At 45.0% G+C, this 22,204-nt stretch carries 17 protein-coding genes and 1 tRNA gene; 10 read left to right on the top strand and 8 right to left on the bottom strand.

Going from position 1 to position 22,204, the window contains the following annotated elements; all coding sequences use genetic code 11:
* Nucleotides 1-95: 95 nt before the first annotated feature.
* Genes LDX50_RS00915 through LDX50_RS00905 form a run of 3 tightly spaced genes read left to right on the top strand, consistent with a single transcriptional unit; the run spans nucleotide 96 to nucleotide 6,285 of the window.
* Nucleotides 96-4,106 carry a T9SS type A sorting domain-containing protein gene (locus LDX50_RS00915; protein ID WP_225696523.1) on the top strand — a complete coding sequence of 1,337 codons (4,011 nt, stop codon included), beginning with the start codon at nucleotides 96-98 and terminating at the stop codon, nucleotides 4,104-4,106.
* Nucleotides 4,106-4,369 (top strand): hypothetical protein, encoded by a 264-nt coding sequence (locus LDX50_RS00910; protein ID WP_225696522.1) that lies wholly within the window; start codon nucleotides 4,106-4,108, stop codon nucleotides 4,367-4,369. Before LDX50_RS00915 ends, LDX50_RS00910 begins: the two co-directional genes overlap by 1 nt.
* 2 nt (nucleotides 4,370-4,371) lie before the next feature.
* The gene (locus tag LDX50_RS00905) at nucleotides 4,372-6,285 is read left to right on the top strand and encodes a polysaccharide biosynthesis protein (RefSeq protein WP_225696521.1); all 1,914 of its coding nucleotides are present in this window, start codon (nucleotides 4,372-4,374) and stop codon (nucleotides 6,283-6,285) included.
* Nucleotides 6,286-6,433: 148 nt separating this feature from the next.
* On the opposite strand, the gene LDX50_RS00900 is transcribed toward LDX50_RS00905, so the two are convergent.
* The 3 genes from LDX50_RS00900 to sucC all read right to left on the bottom strand — a co-directional run bounded on the left by LDX50_RS00900 (nucleotide 6,434) and on the right by sucC (nucleotide 9,211).
* On the bottom strand, nucleotides 6,434-7,345 hold the full coding sequence (locus LDX50_RS00900; RefSeq protein WP_225696520.1) for a hypothetical protein: 912 nt from the start codon (nucleotides 7,343-7,345) through the stop codon (nucleotides 6,434-6,436).
* A 439-nt stretch (nucleotides 7,346-7,784) separates the two neighbouring features.
* Nucleotides 7,785-7,858: transfer RNA gene (locus LDX50_RS00895), tRNA-Arg, on the bottom strand.
* A 141-nt stretch (nucleotides 7,859-7,999) separates the two neighbouring features.
* Nucleotides 8,000-9,211: an ADP-forming succinate--CoA ligase subunit beta gene (gene sucC, locus LDX50_RS00890; RefSeq protein WP_225696519.1), complete on the bottom strand. Its 1,212-nt coding sequence runs from the start codon at nucleotides 9,209-9,211 to the stop codon at nucleotides 8,000-8,002.
* A gap of 134 nt (nucleotides 9,212-9,345) precedes the next feature.
* Between sucC and LDX50_RS00885 the strand changes: the two genes are divergently transcribed.
* From LDX50_RS00885 to LDX50_RS00875, 3 genes are read left to right on the top strand one after another with little or no spacing between them, the layout of a single operon-like run.
* Nucleotides 9,346-10,017, top strand: a complete 672-nt coding sequence (locus LDX50_RS00885) for an ABC transporter ATP-binding protein (protein ID WP_225696518.1) — start codon at nucleotides 9,346-9,348, stop codon at nucleotides 10,015-10,017.
* A 33-nt stretch (nucleotides 10,018-10,050) separates the two neighbouring features.
* The gene (mtaB, locus tag LDX50_RS00880; RefSeq protein ID WP_225696517.1) at nucleotides 10,051-11,364 is read left to right on the top strand and encodes a tRNA (N(6)-L-threonylcarbamoyladenosine(37)-C(2))-methylthiotransferase MtaB; all 1,314 of its coding nucleotides are present in this window, start codon (nucleotides 10,051-10,053) and stop codon (nucleotides 11,362-11,364) included.
* 14 nt (nucleotides 11,365-11,378) lie between these two features.
* Entirely contained in the window at nucleotides 11,379-11,834 is a 456-nt protein-coding gene (locus tag LDX50_RS00875; protein ID WP_225696516.1) for a peroxiredoxin, read from the top strand.
* Here LDX50_RS00875 and LDX50_RS00870 read toward each other — a convergent pair whose 3' ends face one another.
* From LDX50_RS00870 to hppD, 3 genes are all read right to left on the bottom strand, one after another.
* Nucleotides 11,835-12,101 carry a hypothetical protein gene (locus LDX50_RS00870; protein WP_225696515.1) on the bottom strand — a complete coding sequence of 89 codons (267 nt, stop codon included), beginning with the start codon at nucleotides 12,099-12,101 and terminating at the stop codon, nucleotides 11,835-11,837.
* Between the two features lie 147 nt (nucleotides 12,102-12,248).
* Nucleotides 12,249-13,964: a phospho-sugar mutase gene (locus LDX50_RS00865; protein WP_225696514.1), complete on the bottom strand. Its 1,716-nt coding sequence runs from the start codon at nucleotides 13,962-13,964 to the stop codon at nucleotides 12,249-12,251.
* A gap of 19 nt (nucleotides 13,965-13,983) precedes the next feature.
* A complete protein-coding gene (hppD, locus tag LDX50_RS00860; RefSeq protein WP_225696513.1) occupies nucleotides 13,984-15,081 on the bottom strand; it encodes a 4-hydroxyphenylpyruvate dioxygenase in 1,098 nt (365 codons plus the stop codon).
* 137 nt (nucleotides 15,082-15,218) lie between these two features.
* Here hppD and LDX50_RS00855 point away from each other — a divergent pair, with 137 nt between their 5' ends.
* Nucleotides 15,219-15,626: a hypothetical protein gene (locus LDX50_RS00855; protein ID WP_225696512.1), complete on the top strand. Its 408-nt coding sequence runs from the start codon at nucleotides 15,219-15,221 to the stop codon at nucleotides 15,624-15,626.
* A gap of 269 nt (nucleotides 15,627-15,895) precedes the next feature.
* Here the strand turns inward: LDX50_RS00855 and trpS are convergent, their stop codons facing one another.
* Entirely contained in the window at nucleotides 15,896-16,867 is a 972-nt protein-coding gene (trpS, locus tag LDX50_RS00850) for a tryptophan--tRNA ligase (protein ID WP_225696511.1), read from the bottom strand.
* A gap of 125 nt (nucleotides 16,868-16,992) precedes the next feature.
* On the opposite strand from trpS, the gene LDX50_RS00845 reads away from it, so the two are divergent.
* On the top strand, nucleotides 16,993-18,078 hold the full coding sequence (locus LDX50_RS00845) for a DUF1573 domain-containing protein (protein WP_225696510.1): 1,086 nt from the start codon (nucleotides 16,993-16,995) through the stop codon (nucleotides 18,076-18,078).
* Here the strand turns inward: LDX50_RS00845 and LDX50_RS00840 are convergent.
* A complete protein-coding gene (locus LDX50_RS00840) occupies nucleotides 18,075-19,298 on the bottom strand; it encodes an acyl-CoA dehydrogenase family protein (RefSeq protein ID WP_225696509.1) in 1,224 nt (407 codons plus the stop codon). The genes LDX50_RS00845 and LDX50_RS00840 overlap by 4 nt on opposite strands.
* Before the next feature lie 75 nt (nucleotides 19,299-19,373).
* On the opposite strand from LDX50_RS00840, the gene LDX50_RS00835 reads away from it, so the two are divergent.
* Nucleotides 19,374-20,345 (top strand): tryptophan 2,3-dioxygenase family protein, encoded by a 972-nt coding sequence (locus LDX50_RS00835; RefSeq protein WP_225696508.1) that lies wholly within the window; start codon nucleotides 19,374-19,376, stop codon nucleotides 20,343-20,345.
* A 131-nt stretch (nucleotides 20,346-20,476) separates the two neighbouring features.
* The gene (locus LDX50_RS00830; protein WP_225696507.1) at nucleotides 20,477-22,186 is read left to right on the top strand and encodes a toxin-antitoxin system YwqK family antitoxin; all 1,710 of its coding nucleotides are present in this window, start codon (nucleotides 20,477-20,479) and stop codon (nucleotides 22,184-22,186) included.
* Nucleotides 22,187-22,204 lie beyond the last annotated feature (18 nt).

Genomic DNA, 22,204 nt, shown 5'->3' with positions numbered 1-22,204 from the left:
TATTGTATTGGGTTACTTATTTAAGTGAAAAAAGTATGGAAAGGCAGGAAATTCCTGTTAAATTTGATATCTCTTTGCAAAGACACGTTTGACGTATGAAAAAAATTTTACTCGCCACTTTATTTATTGGAATTACTCTCACCGGATTTAGCCAATCTGTTTCTCTTGACGGGAGTGATTACGCACAAGGATTTAATACACTGGCGTTCGACTGGCCTCAGCCACGGGTGCTTCCAAACGGTTGGTACTTGCTGGAATCAGGTGCCGGTGCCAACACAGATTACGGAATAAGTAATGGTAGTCTTGCCATTGCCGATACCTACAGTTACGGTGCAGGTAACTCCATTGAACGTTCGCTTGGCTCCCAGAGGTCTGGTGCAAGTACATTCGGCACGCAGTGGGGAGTAAGTTTCACAAACAATACCGGCAAGACCATAACAGAACTGGATGTCTCCTACATTGGCGAGCAATGGAGACTGGGCACACCGTTTGTAGCGGATTTTCTGATTGTGGAATACAGTACGGATGCTTCCGTTCTCAATGATGGTACATGGACACAGGTTCCTGCGCTCACTTTCGTGAACCCAACTTTCTTCATTCCTTTTGTCGGCAACACACTGAATGGAAACGATCCGGTAAATCAGGATTTCATGCAGGCAACGATAACCGGCTTGAGTATTCCTGACGGGGCTACATTCTGGTTGCGATGGACTGACTTTGACATAGCAGGAACTGATGATGAACATGCCCTTGCCGTTGATCAATTCAGCTTGTCAACTACCCTGGTGGGTACCGATACCGAGGTTTACATGGATGTATTTACGCCCAACCCGGTTGACGAAACGGCTGGTTCGACAACCCTTACAATTGCACTGAACAATCCAAGCGCAACAGTGGATACCCAGGTGGATCTGGCACTTGTTGGTGGATCCGGTTCGCCGGCAGATCTGGGCGACTTTGTTACAAGAACATTGACGATACCTGCAGGTGCAACCACCTATGATGAAATTATTACCATTACCGACGATGCGGATATCGAAGGGGATGAAACATTTATTTTTGAATTGCAAAATGCGAGCGGCGGAAGCAATGCGTCCATTGTAACTCCGTCACAAATTACACTTACGGTTGTGGATGACGACGCCGGGCCATTGCATTACAGATCTGCGGTTGCTTCAGGAACCTGGGCTGCTCCCGGATCATGGGAAACTTCCTTAGACGGTAATGATCCCTGGATTCCTGCGCTTGAAGCGCCTGATTTTAACAGGGGTCCTGTAACAATTCAAAGTGGAAATACGATTACCGTTGCATCAACCATTGAAATTGATGAAGTAACTGTGGCCGTGGGAGGTACACTTACCCAAATTGGTGGAGGTGCTATTCTTCTTCGTAATGGTCCAGGAACTGATCTTACCATCCTGGGTACATTGAATCATAACGGTGGCTTCGCACCGGACCTTACGTCTGATTCACCAACTGCCCTGATAGCCACTGGTTCGATTATCAACATTAATGCTACTTCCGGAGGCAACTACGGTACTTCACCGTCAGTAACATGGCAGAATGGAGCGATCCTTGACTGGGATGTTAATGCGATATTCCCGATTACAGAATACTTCCCCGGAACGCCAGTTGGTATAGTTCCTGTTTTTCGTGTAACAACTATTTCTTCTTCGGTGGGTAATGCGAATAACCTAACAATTAACGGGCGTCTGGCTGTACGTCAGGGCGGAACACTTACCCTCGCTGGTACCGGTACAAAAATCATCCGGAACGGATTTAGCGGTAATGGAACCATTACACAGAATGCAGGTTCCGGCCAGATCCAAATAACAGGAACGGTTGGATATATTGAAGGAAACGGAGCAATCAACCTCAACAGTACGAACGGTCTTCAGATTAATACAGGAGCCAACATCAGAATAGCAACCGATAAAACGTTTAATGGCGGTCCAATTACCGTTAATGGTACGCTGTTCTTTGGTTTCAACGAAACCACAACGCTTACCATTAGTCATTCGGGTCCGGGATCTATCGGCCTCCAGGGAACCGGAACGATTATCATGAATAATGCAGGAAGTGTGGGCACGATTCGTATTGCATCGGAATCACCAACCTTTACACCTACATTTCCGAAGGGACCGAATGCGACCATCGAATTTTATGGAGATGCATTGCAGAATATTCCCGCACTTGATTATGTAAACCTCATTTCTTCAGGAACCGGTGACCGTGTATTGCCAAACGGGGGTACGATAACTGTTTCAGGTAATTTCACATCTGCAGCCAATGCGTATACAACAACTGGCAGTACAGTAGATTTTATTGGAACAGATCAATCAGTTCCCGGAATCAATTTCTATAACCTCACTCTTTCGAATGGAGGCACAAAGACACTGGCAGGGGCAGGATCTGTAGATTCTTATCTGAACCTTGATGCGGCCACGACATTTGATACGGGGGGAAATGGATTTACGCTTACTTCTTCATCGACCGAAACAGCAAGTATTGGTGTTCTTCCCGCGACTGCTGTGATCAATGGTGATATTACAACACAGCGGTATATTGATCCTGTTGCTGAAATCTACAGGTATATTACCGCTCCGGTTAGCAATGCTACCGTAGCCGATATTCAGGACGACGTGCCGATTACCGGAACTTTTACAGGTGCCGATAATTTGTCCGGATGGCTGCCTGATCCGTCAATGTTCAACTATGATGAATCGGTGGATGGTGATTTTAATTCCGGATATGTGGCCTATCCTGTGGCATCCAATACTGAGCCACTTGAAGTGGGAAGAGGATACACACTCTTTGTAAGAGATGGCGCGACCCCGGCTGTAATAGACTTCACAGGAACGATCAATCGGGATGCCATTGTGCTGCCGGTGACCTTCACTCAGATTGGAGGAAATGATGATGTAAACGATGGATGGAACCTGGTAGGTAATCCATATCCATCAGCAATTGATTGGGAGAATACAGGCTGGACAAAAACACGAATGGATGACGCGGTATATATCCGCGATAATGAGGCAGGTCAGTTTGCCAGCTATGTGAATGGCATTGGTGTAAACGGGGGAACCGGACGAATTGCCTCTGGACAGGCCTTCTGGGTACAGGCTACAGGGAATAACCCGGCACTTTCGGTAACGGAAGATGTGAAATCCAACCTGAATGACACACAATTTTTCCGTACGAACGGCGCGCCTGATAATGTGATTCGTCTTACAATGAGTAACAGCAAATTAAGTGATGAGATCGCGCTGCACCTGCATGACGATGCTACGATGGGGAAAGATGCGGGCATGGATGCTGTAAAATTTGGGGGAGATGCTCCTAAACCAAGGGGTGACAGGTACTTTGAATTCGCTTCGGTTTCTTCAGACGGGTATCGTATGGCCATCAATAGCTTTGCGCAGGCAGGCTGCTCAGTACGTATTCCTTTGGATATGAAATATGTTCAAAATGGGAATTACACGATAAACATGGGTGGTATGGAAACCCTGACACGCGATATTAGAATTATCCTGATCGATAAATATGCTGACAAACGCATTTCGCTTGATGAGGAAGTAATTTATTCGTTTACTATCGGAGACGATCCTAAGTCTGTTGCAGCTGATCGTTTCGATGTTGAGTTAAATGCTCAGGAAATGACTCCTGAAATCACGTATTCGGATGGAATCTTGTCGGCCAACTACGACAATGTTACCTGGTTTGTGAACGGTACAAGGATAGAAGGAGTGTCAGGCAGTGAAATTGTGCCAACTGTTTCTGGTGCCTATACAGTAGAAGTTGCAAGTGGAGGTTGTATAGCACGCAGTGAGAAACTCGATGTAGTAATCGGTGATGACTTTGGCGCATACTTTAGTGTGGCCCCGAATCCGGTAGAGAATTTCATGAACCTTCGGGTTTATTCAGACCAACTGGATGTCCTTCAAATGAGTGTAATTGATATGCGTGGAAGGTTATTTGTTGAGAATGAACTTCAATCCGGTCAAGATAAGTATCAAATAAATGTATCCCACTTGCCTGCTGGCGTTTATATTCTTAAAATTGCATCAGGGGATCGGGTATTTACCCAAAGAATAATTAAGAGATAATGAGATTTAAGAAATTTCTGATACGAACCTTCCTGGTTTTCCTGGCTTTTACCGGGTCGGTTGCAGTGTATGCTCAACCTGGTGGTCCAGGCCCAGGCCCAGGTGGTAATGCCCCCTGTGCGGCCCCTCCCTGTGGCCCTCCGGGTGATCCGGGACCTCCGGGACGTGTTCCCATCGGTGGCATTGAACTTCTGATAGCCGCGGGTGCTGCCCTTGGCGCAGGAAGACTGGCGATACGCCGGAATGCGAACGAATCCAAATAAACTTGATAACCCAACTCATACTAAAACTTAGAATTCTGCCTCGCTGGGTCATTATTCTTATTGACCTGGGGTTGGTGGCTTTTTCTACGCTTCTTGGATATCTTCTCAGATTTAATTTTGTAACAGAGCAACTTGTCGCCTATAATGCCGAAATCGGTATTTTGGTGAACGTTCTTTGTGTAATGGGTGCAATCCTGCTCACGCGAAGTTATGCAGGTATTGTACGTTATACCGGTCTTCGTGACGGAGTGCGGTTATTCTATACCCTGGCTCTTTCGGTTCTGATGGTTGTAGCAGTAAATATGATTTACTACTCAAATTACCAGGCAAACCTGATCCCGTATTCCGTTCTGCTCATTTCATTCCTGGCTTCATTTCTGTTCCTTTATCAGTATCGTCTGCTGATCAAGAATATATTCAGCTATTACAGAAAGCTTACCAGTAAAAACCGCAGGGTCATAATTTTTGGTGCCGGCCAACTGGGAATCATCACTCAGCAGGTTATCGATAGTACCCCCGATTCTGATCTGAAAGTAGTGGCTTTCGTGGAAGATGACATTCGTAAAGTTGGAAAGTTTATTAATGGAACGCAGATTTACTCTGCTCAGGATGACTTTGAATTGCTCCTTAACTCGTTGAATGCGGATGAACTGATCATCAGTATTGATAAACTGTCATTCGAACGAAAGAATGATATTGTGGATCTGTGTTTGAAGCACGATATCCGGGTTCGGACAGTCCCGAAAGCTGAGGAGTGGATGAAAGGTGACTTCAGCTTTAAGCAGATTAAGGAGATCAATATTGAAGATTTGCTTGGAAGACAATCCATTAAATTGGAGAATGAGGAGGTTGAACGTCAGATTAATAATAAGCATGTCTGTATAACAGGTGCTGCGGGTTCCATTGGAAGTGAATTGGTACGACAAGTATTTCAATACAATCCAGCAAGCGTTATCCTGATCGACCAGGCTGAATCACCACTATACGAGATTGAGATGGAAATCTCAGCAAAAAAAGTAAAGAATCCATTTCATTGCTATGTAGCGGATATTCGTGACAAGGATCGAATCCTTGAAATCCTGCGTAAGCATAAGCCGGATATCATTTTTCATGCTGCTGCCTATAAGCATGTGCCCCTGATGGAACGCAATCCTTTTGAGGCTGTGCGTTGCAATATTCTGGGTACCCGAAACCTGGCAGACGCGGCAGTGGAATTGGGGGTTAAGAAATTCGTGATGGTATCTACTGACAAAGCGGTTAATCCCACGAATGTTATGGGGTGCTCCAAGCGTATTTCTGAAATCTATGTACAGTCTCTCAATAATCATATACATGCCGCAGGAGAGGGCACTATGTTTGTTACCACACGTTTTGGCAATGTACTTGGGTCGAATGGTTCGGTGATACCTTTCTTTAAAAAACAGATCGCCAACGGCGGACCTGTGACCGTCACTCATCCGGAGATCACGCGCTATTTTATGACCATTTCTGAAGCTTGTCAGCTTGTCTTGGAAGCAGGGGCGATGGGTAATGGAGGAGAGATCTTCATCTTTGATATGGGCAAGTCCATTAAGATTGTTGATCTGGCTAAAAAGATGATCAGGCTGTCGGGCCTTGAATTGAATAAAGATATCGATATCGTTTTCACTGGCTTGCGTGATGGAGAAAAGCTTTATGAAGAATTGCTCGCGAACAAGGAAAATACACAGCCTACCCACCATGAGAAGATCATGATCGCTACTGTGGTTCAATATGAATATGAAAGTATTTTGAGGTCTATTGCGTCCCTTGAAAAACTCACCAATACCCAGCGCGACCCATATGAGATCGTCGCACAAATGAAATCAATTGTACCTGAGTTTAAGAGCAATAGTTCTGAATTCCAGGTGCTTGATAAAATGATCAACCCCAACTGACAGTATTAAGTATTAATGTCCCTGAAGGGATATCTTCTTATTGAGGATGGTTAACGGAGTAATGGGCTGAGTTAGTTTTACTCCTCTTTAAATAGCACTTGTTAAAAATTGAATAATAAAAAAGCCCGTTTCTAACGGGCTTCTGATTTTATTGAGATCTGGGTCGCTTACTTCGACGTCTATTCTTTTTAAACTTACTGGTACTCATGATGTGAGTAGGCAGGTAATACTCAACCTTGATATTGTAGATCATGTACCCGTCATTATCAGATGAATCCCCTCTTCGTTTGCCGGGTGCCAGGCGTGGTAGTCCGATCTCGGGCCGGCGATCTGCTAATGCACGAGCAGTAAGGTCATTCCCGAAAATTGACTGATCGCGGAATGTGGTGCTCACATCGTCCAGGTAGTCGGTAAAGGTAATGCGATAGCCGGCTTCCAATGCGATGTTAAAGAAAGGACCCGCTTTAAAACGTACGCCACCACCGAATGGAATTACAAGTGAAACACGGTTGTAATCTACGCCCTCTGTCATGAGAGGCTTCAGGGCTATTTTCTCTCCAGCATTAGGCAGGGGAGTGGAATTTCCAAAATCGTCTACATATACATCTGGTACGATGGCTTTTGGCTGAAAATAGGCCAAACCTAATCCCCCGAAAACATATCCGTTGACACCTGGCCGCTGGTAGAAGCGGCGTCCATTCCTGCGGAAATTAAAAATTCCTACAAAATTCAATTCACCGTTATCAGACGTAAAAGAAAGATTCCTGCGCACGCGGCCCTCAGTATTGGATGATTCATCATCTCCAGCGAGCGAGAAGTACATCAGCTCACCACGGACGGAAATTCTATCGTTTAAGAAATATTCGAGACCGAGATTGATATTCCAGCGGGTATCGAAAATATCTCCGGGGTCGTTGAGGTCCCCGAAATATGCGCTGGTCCCTGTTCCAAACGACAGGATAATATCACGCTGCCGGTTGAAATTATAGAATGACTGAGACCACGCAACACTGCTGAAAAGGGTGACGATCAGAATAGTTAGTATCGTATATTTCTTCATAGGTCAGGATTCGCACGAATTAAGCCACAAGTTACTAATTAACTTTCTGAAATTGAAGAATGAATATCTTAAAAAGATCATTTTTTGACAGATTCAGGTATTTATTTGTAAAAATTGGGTTGTAAATGCCCTTTACCGAAAAGTGAATGAGATGTTACTACTTCCTGATTTGCCTTAATGGAATACGATTGGACGAATTGTTTTGGTATAGATTCTTGAATGTCCCACAGGCGAAACAAGTTTGGTGACTATCTGCCAGAGGCGGACGCCTTCGGCGCTGACGACCTGTCTACCTGCCTGACGGCAGGTAAAACGGAAGGCAGGCTGACTACTGACTACTGATTACTGACTACTGACTACTGACTATCAAGCCTGCGGCTTGATTCGAACGGTAACAAAAAAGCCATCCGCCAAAGGCGGGTGGCTTTCCATTCTTAAGTGCGTCCGGAAGGATTCGAACCCTCAACCCCCAGAGCCGAAATCTGGTATTCTATCCAGTTGAACTACGGACGCAACTATTTACTGTCAACATACCTGCCTGCCGGTAGGCAGGCTGTCCACCGAGTGAAGCGCTCCACTGAACGAAGAGCTCCACCTGCCTGCCGGTTTACCTGCCGTCAGGTAGGCAGGCAGGCTGAGTGAAACGATCCACTCCTAGGAGATTGCTTCTTTTACTTTTTCTGCCGCGTCTTTCAATACAATGGCCGAAGATACCTTCAATCCGGATTCTTCAATGATCCTGGCACCTTCCTCGGCATTTGTTCCCTGTAGTCTTACGATGATGGGAACGTTGATGTCTCCAATCTTTTTATATGCTTCAACCACACCATTCGCTACACGATCGCAACGTACGATACCACCAAAAATGTTGATCAGAATGGCTTTTACATGCGGGTCTTTCAGTATAATCCTGAAACCTGCCTCAACAGTTTCTGCATTGGCTCCGCCTCCCACATCAAGGAAATTGGCAGGCTCTCCGCCCGACAGCTTGATGATGTCCATTGTGGCCATCGCCAGTCCGGCACCGTTCACCATACATCCCACATTTCCGTCCAGCTTCACGTAGTTAAGTCCGGATTTACCTGCTTCAACTTCCAATGGGTCTTCTTCCGACAAATCCCGCATTTCGGCAAGGTCCTTATGACGGAACAAAGAGTTGTCATCGAGATTTACCTTGGCATCAACTGCCAGAATGCGGTCATCAGAAGTCTTCAGCACAGGGTTGATTTCGAACATCGATGCATCCGTACCTTCATATGCCTTATACAATGAGAAAATGAATTTTACCATTTCCTTAAAAGCATTTCCGCTCAATCCGAGCGCAAACGCGATTTTCCGAGCCTGGAAGCCCTGTAAACCAACGGCAGGATCAATCCATTCCTTTATAATTTTTTCAGGTGTGTTGGCTGCCACATCCTCAATATCCATTCCGCCTTCAGTGGATGCCATAATAACATTCTGGCTTGTTCCGCGATCCAACAGAATTGAAAGGTAGAATTCCTTAGGTTCTGAATCCCCGGGATAGTAGACATCTTCGGCAATCAACACCTTGTTTACACGCTTACCCTCTTCTCCGGTCTGATGTGTAACAAGCGTACCGCCCAGGATATTTTTCACTTTCTCAGGAACCTCTGCAAGAGATTTTGCCAGCACAACTCCATTTGAGCCGGTTTCGCGAATTTTTCCTTTACCGCGACCCCCCGCATGGATCTGTGCCTTGATCACATACCAACTTGTGCCGGTCTCTGCATGTAGTTCTTTTGCCGCTGTATGCGCTTTATCGGCGTTATCGGCAACAATGCCGCGCTGTACGTTAACACCGTAGTTTTTCAGAATACTTTTTGCCTGATACTCGTGAATGTTCATGCTATCAAATTTTTGCACGAAACTAACCGTTTTGCGTGTATCTAACAACAAATGTCATTTTAAAATCATCGAAGACGCCATGTCTAAAATCTATTTAGTAAGTTTGAACCTCTTCATTCAATCTGAATTGATTTATGCTAGAAGCAAGGGGTATTATAAAGTCATATGGTGATCTAAAGGTGCTGAAAGGTATAGATCTGCATGTTGCGCCTTCAGAAATAATTTCGATCGTTGGTTCCTCGGGAGCCGGAAAAAGTACACTCCTGCATATCCTGGGAACGCTTGATGCACCTGACAACGGTGTGCTGATTATTAACGGCCAGGAGATGAGCAAACTGCGCGGAAGAGAAAAGGCTGCTTTCCGTAATAAGCGAATCGGATTTATCTTTCAGTTCCATAATCTGCTGGCAGAGTTTACGGCCCTGGAAAATGTCTGCATTCCCGGCTACATCTCTGGGGCAGATGCTGGAAAAGTTGAACAACGTGCCATGGCACTGCTGGATCGCCTGGGAGTAGGGGAGCGAAAGGATCACAAGCCATCCGAATTAAGCGGTGGTGAACAGCAACGGGTAGCAGTAGCCCGGGCACTCATCAACGATCCGGCAATCGTTTTTGCGGATGAACCTTCAGGAAACCTGGACTCAAAAAATGCCGAAGATCTCCATAAGCTCTTCTTTGAACTTCGAAAGGAGTTTAATCAGACCTTTGTGATCGTTACCCATAACGAAGAACTGGCAAATATGGCCGACAGGAAACTTGAGATCCGGGATGGTGCAATTGTCAATCACGCCACAATATCACATTAGTCACTTAGCGAAAATTTGTATCTTTGCAGCCTCATGAAAAAAGTGGCATTCTATACATTGGGCTGCAAGCTGAATTTTTCCGAAACATCTGCGATTTCCCGGAAGTTCGAAGAAAAGGGCTACAGAAAAGCCGACTTCACAGATACACCTGATATTTTTATTATCAATACCTGCTCGGTTACCGACAATGCCGATAAGAAATGCCGCAAGATTGTTCGGGAAGCGCGAAAAATCTCGCCGGAAGCCTACGTTGCCATCATTGGCTGCTATGCCCAGTTAAAACCAAAAGAGATCTCAGAAATAGAAGGGGTGGACGCGGTACTCGGGGCAGCAGAAAAATTTCGACTTGTTGAACTGCTCGATGGCTTTAAAAGAGAGCCCTTAGCGCGTATTCTGGCTTCTGAAATCGATCATGCCAATGCCTTCGAGCCGTCCTATTCCATTGATGATCGGACGAGAACATTCCTTAAAGTTCAGGATGGATGCGATTACAGCTGTACCTTCTGCACCATTCCGCTGGCCAGGGGCAAAAGCAGAAGCAGTACCATAGAGGAAGTAATCAGCCAGGCACAGGACATCTCCGAAAGAGGAGTGCATGAGATTGTTCTTACAGGGGTAAATACCGGAGATTTTGGCATAAGAAATGGCAAACGTGAAGATCGTTTTATTGATCTCGTTCGGGCGCTGGATGACCAGGTAGCGGTAGACAGGTTTCGGATTTCCTCGATTGAACCCAATCTTCTGAATGATGAGATTATCGAGCACGTCGCAGCATCCGGGAAATTCGTTCCACACTTTCATATCCCCCTGCAGTCCGGTTCTGATCGTATCCTGAAAAATATGAAGCGGAGGTATCTTACCGATCTGTATACCAGCCGAATTGCAAAGATCCGTCAGGAAATGCCGGATGCATGCATCGGAGTGGATGTAATCGTTGGTTTTCCTGGCGAGACCGAAGCCGATTTCCTGGAAACCTATAAATTTCTGAACGAGCTGGATATTTCCTATCTCCATGTCTTTACCTACAGCGAAAGACCGAATACACCGGCTGCTGAAATGGTAAACAGTGTGCCGCATAAAGAGAGAAATCGCCGGTCGAAAATGCTGAGAATCCTCTCCGAAAAGAAACGCAGGGCTTATTATGAAAGTCAGTTGGGAAGTATCCGTACGGTTTTGTTTGAAGAAGATATTCAGGATGGAAAAATGTACGGCTACACTGAAAATTACATTCGTGTAGGTGTGAAGTATGATCCATTGCTGATCAATGAATTAAAAGTGGTTCGGTTAAGTAATATTGATGAACAGGGAAATGCCGAAGCGGAAGAAATTGACCTTGTTCTTCACTGATTTATAATAATCCTATGGCATTAACATTACGTTCCAAAGCCCCTGATTTCACGCTCAACTCTACGAGCGGCGAACCATTTACATTAAGTAAATCGGCCGAAGGAAAACCACTTATACTGTATTTCTATCCAAAAGATTTTACACCCGGTTGTACCCGGCAGGCATGCTCCTTCAGGGATCATTTTGATATTTTCAGGGATTTTGAGATAGATGTCTACGGGATCAGTACGGATACGGTCCGTCAGCATCTTGAATTTAAGGAGAAACATGCTCTTCCCTTTGACCTCCTGGCTGATTTGGATGGTAAAGTTTCAAAAATGTATGATGCCAGAATGCCTTTTGTGAACGTCTCGAAACGTATCACCTATTTGCTCGACAGTGATCACAGAATAGCGGCTGTTTACTCCAATCTCTTCGGAGCTGAGCAACATATCAAAAATATGATTAATGAAATTCGCGAAAAGAGCTGATCAGCTCTCCATACGTGATATAATCTGATCCACTTTATTCATAAGCTCTTCCTGGCTGTCCGGACTTAAAAGATACTGTCGTTCCAGCAGCCGTATGGCCATGTCGGACATTATGAAGTGGTTCTTCAAAAAATTCAGCTTGTCCTTGTAGCTTTTAAGTCGCTTATACCGGTTCCTTTCAGTTGGGGATTCCATGATGAATTCCAACTTCTGCATGAGTACATCTGAATCTGCGTGCATATGTCGGCGAGTGGTCGCTTGGTTCATACTAATATATTCAATTCCTGAATATACTCATATTTTGAGGCAAAAATTATCCCATAAAATGGGTATTTATTCTTGTCTTCTTTCTTAAACCAAGTTCAATTCTTTGAATTGTTAAGTCCTAACTTGTTAAAGATCAATTATTTAAAATCAAGATAAATCTGCTTTTATTTCATTAAGTACCGAATCAAGGGCATTGGTAACCTGCTCAAAATCCTCCTGAGAAGCCAGCGGCGCATTTACACTCATGTAAAACTTTATCTTAGGTTCCGTGCCCGATGGCCTCGCGGAAATTTTATAACCGTCGGAAGTGAAAAACTGAAGAACATTGGATTTTTCGTAGTCGATCGTTTCAACTGTACCGGTCTGCAGGTCCTTTGATGTACTTGCCTTGTAGTCGATAACCTTTACGACCCTGGAGCCTCCGAAAGAGGCAGGAGGGTTGGTTCTGAACGAAGCCATCATTTCCTGGATTTCTTCCGCGCCTTTCATGCCTTTCTTGGTAATGGAGATCAGGCTTTCCTTGTAATAGCCAAACTTCACGTACATTTCGAGCAGCATATCGAATAAGGTCTGACCTTTTGCTTTTGCATAGGCACACATTTCAGCAATCATTGCACAGGAGGCAATGGCATCCTTATCACGAACAAAATCACCAATCAGGTAACCGTAGCTTTCTTCCCCGCCCGCAATGAATTTCTTTTTACCCTCGAGTGATTTAATGATCGCAGCGATATACTTAAATCCGGTGAGTGTATTGTAACAATCAACATGGAAAGCCTCTGCAATCCGCTCAATCAGATCGGTTGTTACAATAGTTTTAACAATAAACTGGTTGCCATCCAGCATATTCCGTTCCTGCCAGCGGAGCAGCACGTAATAAATCAGCAATGAACCTGTTTGGTTTCCATTCAGTAACTGGAATTCACCTTTATTATTTTTGCACCCTATGCCCACACGGTCGGAATCAGGATCTGTAGCCATAATGAGATCGGCATCAATCTCTCGTGCTTTCTCCATGGCCAGTTTCATGGCTTCGGCTTCTTCGGGATTCGGGTAAACGACAGTGGGGAAATTCCCGTTTGGTGTGGCCTGTTCTTCCACCACCGTAACATTGGTGAACCCGAAAGCGTCGAGTACTTTGGGAACCAGTGTGATACCTGTGCCATGAATGGGAGAGAAGACGATCTTCATGTCATGGACTTTCTGAACCGCCTCCGGTGATAAAGACAGCTTTTTCAGCTCAGCCAGGTAAGCCTTGTCAACGTCTTCGCCAATGAGTTCTATAAGGTCTTCATTCTTTTCAAACTTCACCTCATCGATAGAAGCGATTGCATTCACCTCATTGATTACATTGGTGTCATGGGGCGCAACCATCTGTGCGCCATCATCCCAATACGCCTTGTATCCGTTATATTCCTTTGGGTTATGGCTGGCGGTAAGGACTACGCCGCTCTGACAGCCAAGGTGCCGGATGGCATAGGACAACTCCGGTGTCGGTCGCAATGCCTCAAACAGATATACCTTGATTCCATTTGCTGAAAATACAGCCGCCGTTGTTTCAGCAAAAAAGCGGCTGTTATTGCGGCTGTCATGTGCGATTGCCACCTTGATCTGCTGGTTGGGAAACTCTTTGATCAGGTAATTAGCCAGGCCCTGCGTTGCCATTCCGATGGTGTATTTATTCATTCTGTTGGAACCCATTCCCATTATACCCCGTAATCCGCCTGTTCCGAATTCAAGGTTTTTATAGAATGCTTCCATCAGCGCATCCGGCTGATCCATGAGCTCCCGGATTTGCTTTTTGGCATCATCACTGATGGAACTGTTTAGCCACTTCTCGGCTTTGGCCTGAACTTCTGTCATATAATTGTTGATTTATTTTTTATAAGTTTCCCCTCAATGCCTGCTCACGCTCAATTGCTTCAAATAATGCCTTGAAATTACCTTTTCCGAACGATTTTGCACCTTTTCGCTGAATAATTTCATAAAAAACAGTCGGTCTGTCCTGTACAGGTTTTGTAAATATCTGAAGCAGGTATCCTTCATTGTCGCGGTCCACCAGGATATTGAGATCTCTCAGTGGTTTGATGTCTTCATCAATTTCACCCACACGATCTTTGAGGTCCTCATAATACGTCTCGGGTACATGAAGAAACTCAACACCTCTGCGCCTCAATTCCCCTACAGTATCGATAATGTTGTCAGTAGCTATGGCGATATGCTGAACTCCTGCACCATTGTAAAAATCAATATATTCTTCTATCTGTGATTTCTTCTTTCCTTCGGCTGGCTCATTGATTGGAAATTTGATGTATCCGTTGCCATTTGACACCACCTTCGACATTAATGCCGTATAATCTGTGGAAATATCCTTATCATCAAAAGTGACCAGCAATGAAAAACCCATTACTTTCTCATAGAATTCAACCCAGGTATTCATCTCTCCCCAGCCAACATTGCCAACACAATGATCAACATATTTAAAGCCGATCGGCTTCACAGGGAAAGGACTTTTGCGTGCTTCAAAACCCGGCATGAAGGGGCCGGTGTAATTGGAGCGATCAACAAAAGTATGAATGGTATCTCCGTAGGTTTTTATGGAAGCGGTTGTAACGGCCCCAAATTCATCTTTGATCGTTTTTGGGGCGGCGGCGGAGACCGCTCCGCGGCTCAATGTTTCATAATAGGACTTCTCGGCATCGTCAACCCATAATGCAAGTACCTTCACGCCATCCCCGTGGCGGGCAACGTGGCGTGTAATTTCGCTATCTTCCTGCAAAGATGAGGTAAGAACAAAGCGCAGTTTTCCTTGCTGCAACACATAACTGGCACGATCACGCACACCTGTTTCCGGACCCGCATAGGCAACCCATTCAAATCCAAATGCATACTGATAATAGATCGATGCCTGCTTGGCATTCCCTACATAAAATTCAATGTGATCCGTGCCCAGTAGGGGAAGAAAATCTGTCTGGCTCATAACTCTTGACGTTTATGCTAATTTAAAGGTTTGGCTGCTGTATTAAAAAGAAATTTCAATGAAGTAACTTTTTTAGAATAAGAATAATTAGTTCATTTGTCAGGCAGACATTTTTTTAATCCAATTATCTGAATTTTATGGATATTACCTCTCTCGACCGTGATCTAACTGTGCTCATAAATGCAAAAATGGCCCTGGCAGCACTTGATTATGCCGATGCCCATTATGATGAAAAGGAAGAAGAACTTCATGACCTGGAAGACGACTTCATGGAAAAGTATGGATCCTATCTTGATGATGCGCTTCATCACGTGCACGACGAAATGTGTCCCGACAGTGATGTCCTGCTGCCCATCGCATATATTCCCAACAAAATTGTAAAGACCGCAGAAGGATTCGATGTTCCTGCCGGGCAGGGGGTTTTCGTAGATGTCGATGACTATTCCAATCCTGATACAAAACTCGTTCTTCTGCCAAATCCAACCCGTATTGTTTTACTGGTGGGCAAGGAGAAGAAGGAAACGCTTTGGACGGCGGTTAAGTAGTCAGTAGTCAGTAGTCAGTAGTCAGTAGTCAGTAGTGTTTGGCTTTCGTTCGTGTATAGTTAGTAGTTTATAGTGCATGGTTTGCGTCTGTCTTTATCAAAAGTCTATGCTCGTTGGAAGACTTTCATAAAATTGTTCATTCAGGATAAGATAGGTCATTTTCCTGATGGGTAGAATGCTAATCATGAGGATTTTGCAGCCGTATCACTCATCACTGATCACTAACCAAATCCAGCCACTACTGACTACTGACTACTGACTACTGACTACTAAAGAAATCCCAGCTTCTCCCTGACTTTCTTGAGTACCGGAATGGCAATTTCCCTGGCCCTCGCTTCACCATCCACTAATTTCCGTTCAAGCTCAGAAGGGTTTTCCATGTAAAAATTGAAAATTTCCCTTGGCTTCCTGAATTTCTCCAGCATCAGTTCAAATAGGGCCTGCTTTGCATGGCCGTAACCGTAATTCCCTCCCAGGTAATTCTTTCGCAACTCTGCGATTTGTTCGGGGCTGCCCAGCAGACTGTAGAGCGTAAACACATTACACGTGTCCGGATTTTTCGGCTCTTCAAGCGGAGTGCTGTCCGTTACAATCGTCATCACCTGTTTCCTTAACTGCTTGTCCGGCAGAAAAATATCAATCGTATTTCCGTATGACTTGCTCATTTTCTGCCCGTCAGTTCCCGGAATGGTCATGACCGACTCATCAATCCGTGCTTCGGGAATCACGAATGTGTCGCCGTATTGATGATTAAAGGCACTTGCCAGATCCCGGGTCATTTCAAGATGTTGCTTCTGATCTTTGCCAACCGGTACAAAGTTGGCATCGTACAAAATGATATCAGAAGCCATCAGTACCGGATAGGTGAAAAGTCCTGCATTAACATCCGCAAGCTTGTCCGACTTATCTTTGAAACTGTGCGCATTCGCCAACATTGGAAACGGCGCAAAACAGTTCATGTACCAGGCCAGTTCACAAACTTCCGGAATGTGCGACTGCCGGTAAAATATGTTGCGGTCGGTATCAAAACCAAATGCAAGCCATGCGGCTGCCGTCGCACGCACATTCTCCCTGCGTTGCTCGCCATCTTTGAGTGAAGTAAGCGAATGTAAATCAGCAATAAAAAATAAGGACTCGTTCGAAGGATCTTCCGAAAGCCGGATTGCCGGAACAATGGCTCCGAGAATATTTCCCAAATGCGGTCTGCCACTGCTCTGTATCCCTGTAAGTATTCTGGCCATACGTTGAAATTTTTCACAAATAAACTAAAATCATATATAAATGGCAGTCTTTTGCATCGTTAATCAATAATGCTTCGATCCAGTAAATAACAATAATTATGTATGTTTGATAAAATTTTTTGAGAATGCGAATATTGCTGTTCAACTTTTTCCTACTTGTGCTGCTGTCATCTGCAACGGCGCAACTTTCAGAACCCGTTCAATTTGATGTGCGCACCTTCGATTTTGGTTCCGTCAGAGAAGATCAGGGCCCCTTTGAACATTCATTTACATTCACCAACAATACAGCAGATTCCATTCGGATCAGTGATGTAAAAGCATCATGTGGCTGTACCGTACCTTCATGGTCGAATGATGTGATTGCCCCCGGGTCGACTGGCTTTGTACAGGCCAGGTATAACGCCGACCGGATCGGAACCTTCAGTAAAAACCTTCAGGTAAATTTTGATGGCGCAGTGCCCCCCGTCACCCTGTATCTCCAGGGTAATGTTCTGCCTGCACCACGCTCACCCGAAGAAGAGTTGCCAACCTTACTGGGTAATCTTCATATGAAATACCGATCTGTAAATCTTGGTAAAGTGTTAACCACGGATGAGCCCGCCGAGAAAACATTTGATCTTTACAACGGATCTGATATCCCGATGCATATCGACAGCCTGTGGCAGCCCAATCACATCTCGGCCTCATTTGAGCCGGATACACTGGCCGCCAAAAGTTCCGGCCAACTGAAGATCGTCTATCATGCAAAACAATTGGGTGATCTGGGGTTTCAGTCGGAAAACATTACCCTATTCACCAATGATACCGAAGAACCGGTAAAGCAGATCAGCGTATATACAACCATTGCAGAATACTTTCCTCCCATGACGGATGATGAGTTGAAGAAAGCTGCTCATCTTAAAATTAATGGCCCTGTATTTGATTTTGATCGCATTGAACGGGATTCCGTTTATTCAACAAAATTTACCATCACCAACACAGGACAGTCAGACCTCCAGGTAAGACAGGTGGAAGGTAATTGCGCATGTATCAATGCCTCTATCGACAAAACCACGATCAAAAGTGGGAAGGAAGCAACGATCACGGTCTCATTCGATACCAAAGGCCGGCTCGGAAATCAGCAGAAATCAGTTACGGTCTATACCAACGACCCGATATCACCGGCACAGCGTATCACGATCAAGGCGTACGTAAAACAGGAGAACGATTAACTGAACGCCTGAATTCCTGTTATTTCCGCACCTAGAATCAGGAGGTGAATGTCATGCGTGCCTTCATAGGTGATCACTGACTCCAGGTTCATCATGTGGCGCATCAACGGATATTCACCGGTGATACCCATTCCCCCATGTATTTGACGGGCTTCACGGGCGATATTCAAAGCAACTTCGACCGAATTTCTCTTTGCCATTGAGATTTGTGGTGTTGTAGCCTTGCCCTCATCCATCATTTTTCCGAGTTTCCAGTTAAGTAACTGTGCTTTGGTAATCTCGGTCAGCATTTCCGATAGCTTCTTTTGGACAAGCTGAAAAGAGGCGATGGGCTTATTGAACTGAATTCTTTCCAGGGCATATCGGCGTGCAGAATCATAACAATCCATCGCCGCTCCGAGTGCTCCCCATGCGATGCCGTACCGTGCCGAATCAAGACACATCAGCGGGGCACCCAGTCCGCTTTTACCCGGCAGAAGATTTTCTTTAGGAACTTTTACATTATCAAATACCAGCTCACCGGTTGCACTTGCCCGCAGCGACCATTTTCCATGGGTTTCAGGTGTGCTGAAACCTTCCATTCCGCGTTCCACGATAAGTCCGTGAATTCGCCCTTCCTCATTCTTCGCCCAAACTACCGCAATATCTGCCTTAGGGGAATTGGAGATCCACATCTTTGCTCCATTCAGTAAATAATGGTCCCCCATATCCCTGAAATTGGTAACCATACCACCGGGGTTGGAGCCATGGTCGGGTTCTGTAAGTCCAAAACAGCCAAGCATATCTCCGGATGCAAGTTTTGGCAGGTATTTTTTCTTTTGTTCTTCGGAACCAAATTTATAGATCGGGTACATGACAAGGGATCCCTGAACAGATGCGGTGGAGCGCATACCGCTGTCACCACGTTCGATTTCCTGCATGATAAGGCCATAGCTGATATAATCCAGGCCGCCACCGCCATACTCCTCCGGTACCGTTGGTCCGAATGCCCCAATCTCACCGAATTTTTTCACTATTTCAACCGGAAAGTGAGCTCTTTGGCACCAATCCTCGATATAGGGTGATATTTCTTTCTTCACAAAATCACGAATGGCACCACGGATCATTTTATGCTCTTCCGTTAAAAGATCATCGATCATGTAGAAATCCGGTGACTCAAACATGTCCTGCTTGGTTGGCTTTTTAGCTCCAATTTGCTCATCTGCTCCGTTATATGACATTATCTCGCTTATTTGGGTTATTCATATTTAAATTTCAAATTTACATAACCTTTTTTACAATGAGCTAGCTGCGGGATGGACAAATCAGAAATAGACGATAAAATTCTGGACCAGATCAGAAAACTGGAGGAGAAATACGAAGTAATGGGCCAGGACCTTTCATCCTACCTGGACGGACTTCTGTATGCCGATTATCTTACTTATTGGGATTATATTCACCTGGACACATTGTTGAGTCTTCAGAATCCTAAAACCGGGTTTAAGGATGAGATGATTTTTATTGTATATCATCAGTTCACAGAACTTTATTTTAAGCTCATCCTTTGGGAAATGAATCAGGTGACTTCCGCGGATCCCCCTCTTCCCGGGGAGGAGTTTGTCGAAAAGGTCCGCCGAATCAATCGTTATTTTGAGATGCTGGAGAATTCATTTGATATCATGATTGAAGGGATGGATCGTGGTCAGTTCCTGAAATTCCGGATGTCTTTGCTTCCTTCCAGCGGATTTCAGTCGGCCCAGTACCGGCTCATCGAATTCCAGGCTACGGATGTTTTCAATCTGCTTTCAGCTGAAGCCCGCAAAAAGGCTAATTCTGATGATCCTGTAGAATCCCTTCTACAGCAAATTTACTGGAAGGAAGGAAGTACCGAGCTTGCTTCAGGCAAAAAAACACTTACCCTTCGCCAGTTCGAGGAGAAGTATATGGATGAGTTTATCGAGGAAGGTAACCGGCTGAAAGCAAAAAATTTCCTGCAATTGTATCGTAAATATTACAAGGATCAGGATACTGCCGAGGAAATCAAGCAAGAGTTGAAAAAATTCGACTTGTTTGCTAATGTATTATGGCCGCTGGCACATTATAAGTCGGCCGTCAAATACCTTCACAAAGATCCGGAGGACATTGCAGCCACGGGCGGAACAAACTGGCAGCGTTATCTGCCCCCGAGGTTTCAGCGGATAATATTTTTTCCGGAAATTTGGTCGAGAGAAGAACAGGAGAACTGGGGCAAGAAGTGGGTATTGGATCAGCTTTCCCCCGGCAAATAGAAATTTTTTAGGGGTTAATACCCGAACAGGTGAGATTTTTTCTGCTATATATTTTTATAGGGTCAATTTATTGTGCCCATGTTACCGCCCAGGTTAAGAGAGAGACCTTTCATGACCCGGAAAATACCCGTTTGAAAGAAGTTTATTATGTAAAGGATACATTGTCAAACATTCTTGAGGGTCCCTACAAATCATTCTATCTTAATGGTGAACCGGAATCGCGCGGACAGTTTCAGGATAATGAGGCATCCGGGGTCTGGGAATTTTTTTACGAGACAGGTACTCTCAAGACGCGCGCACAGGTAAAGGCAGGAGACGGGAATGATGGCTATTATGAATATTTCTATGAGAGCGGCGAAAAAAGCATGGAAGGCTTTGTTAACAGTCAGCGCCAGGTGGGATTTTGGAAATTTTACTATGAGAATGGCACGTTGAAAGAAGCCGGTAATTTCACGGAAGGTTTGCGTGATGGGGAATGGAAAGGATACTTCGAAGACGGGCAGCTTTCGAGTAAGACCGCCTATTCTGCCGGAAGCGGAGAAAGAAGGGAATATTATTCTTCAGGTGAACTGCATGCCCGCGGCCCTGTGAAGGGAAATCTTCGTACCGGGTACTGGCAATATTTCAGTAAAGCCGGTAAAAAAGAGGCAGAAGGGTCGTTTAGCAGAGATAAAAGAAACGGCGAGTGGGTATTTTATCATGACAGCGGGGTGGTTGCATCCAGGGGAGCCTATGATGATAACGTCGCGGTTGGTGTTTGGGATTATTATGATCAGCAGGGTGATATTTCGTCACGGGGCGCATTCCGTCAGGGTGCCAAACAAGGGAACTGGGAGATATTCTATCCGGGAGGCACTATCAAGGGAAGTGCTAATTTCGACAATGGAAGCGGGCCTTACCGGGAGTTTTATAAATCAGGTGAACTTCGTGCCGAAGGGCAAATCAAAGATGGTCTGAGTGAAGGAGAATGGGTATACTATTTTGAAGACGGGGCTGTCGAAGGAAAATGCACCTTTGAAAAAGGCCGTGGAACCTATGTCGGGTTTTATCCGGATGGCGGACTGCAGACACGCGGAACGATTGAAAATGGAAAACGGGTCGGCCGATGGGAACTTTTTGATGAAGAAGGTACGCTAACCGGTTATTATATGCCGATTTATCAGGGTGAAGAACTGATAAACCTGCCAGATCCGCGGCCCACACGAGATCCCCGGAATTATGGCGTGGCAGATTACAAATTCAAAGGCAGCAAGACCGGTTATTTCGATCGCAGGCTTAATGAATACAACGGACTGATCCTGGAATCAAATCCCCTGATGACACTCATCGGGCGTTTTCCGATTTCTCTTGAAATGTATATGGAAGACCGATTGGGTTATCAGCTTAGTATTACCGGCATCCGAGATCCATTTTTTAAGAATGATAGCGACATTGCGCTGAATGAAACCTTTAAACGTGGATACCAGGTGGCGTTTCAGCAGCGATTTTATAACCCTTCCCAGTTTGGGCTCTGGTATTTCGGATATGAATTAAGGTTCAACAGTTTGCAGCACTATGCACGCATTGAGCTCAATCCCGGCGAGATCGATAAAATTTCAAGTTCAGAAAATCGCGTTGATGGCTCCGTTTTACTGGGGTATCGCATTATGCGATCTACCTCTGAACAGGGATTTACCATTGATTCCTACATTACACTGGGTGGCAGTTACAGAAGTTTCAAGGAACCCCCGTATTATACAGAAGTTTTCAGTGATTTGGACCAGGATAAGTTTTCTTTCCGGTTTGGATTTGGCCTGATGGTGGGATATGTATTTCCTTTTTCCAATAATCGCAGAAGATAGTCTGAAATGGCTACTTTT

The organism is Fulvivirga sedimenti (assembly GCF_020328055.1).
Note: the sequence above shows the minus strand (reverse complement) of the source record. Positions and strands in the feature narration are given on the sequence as shown.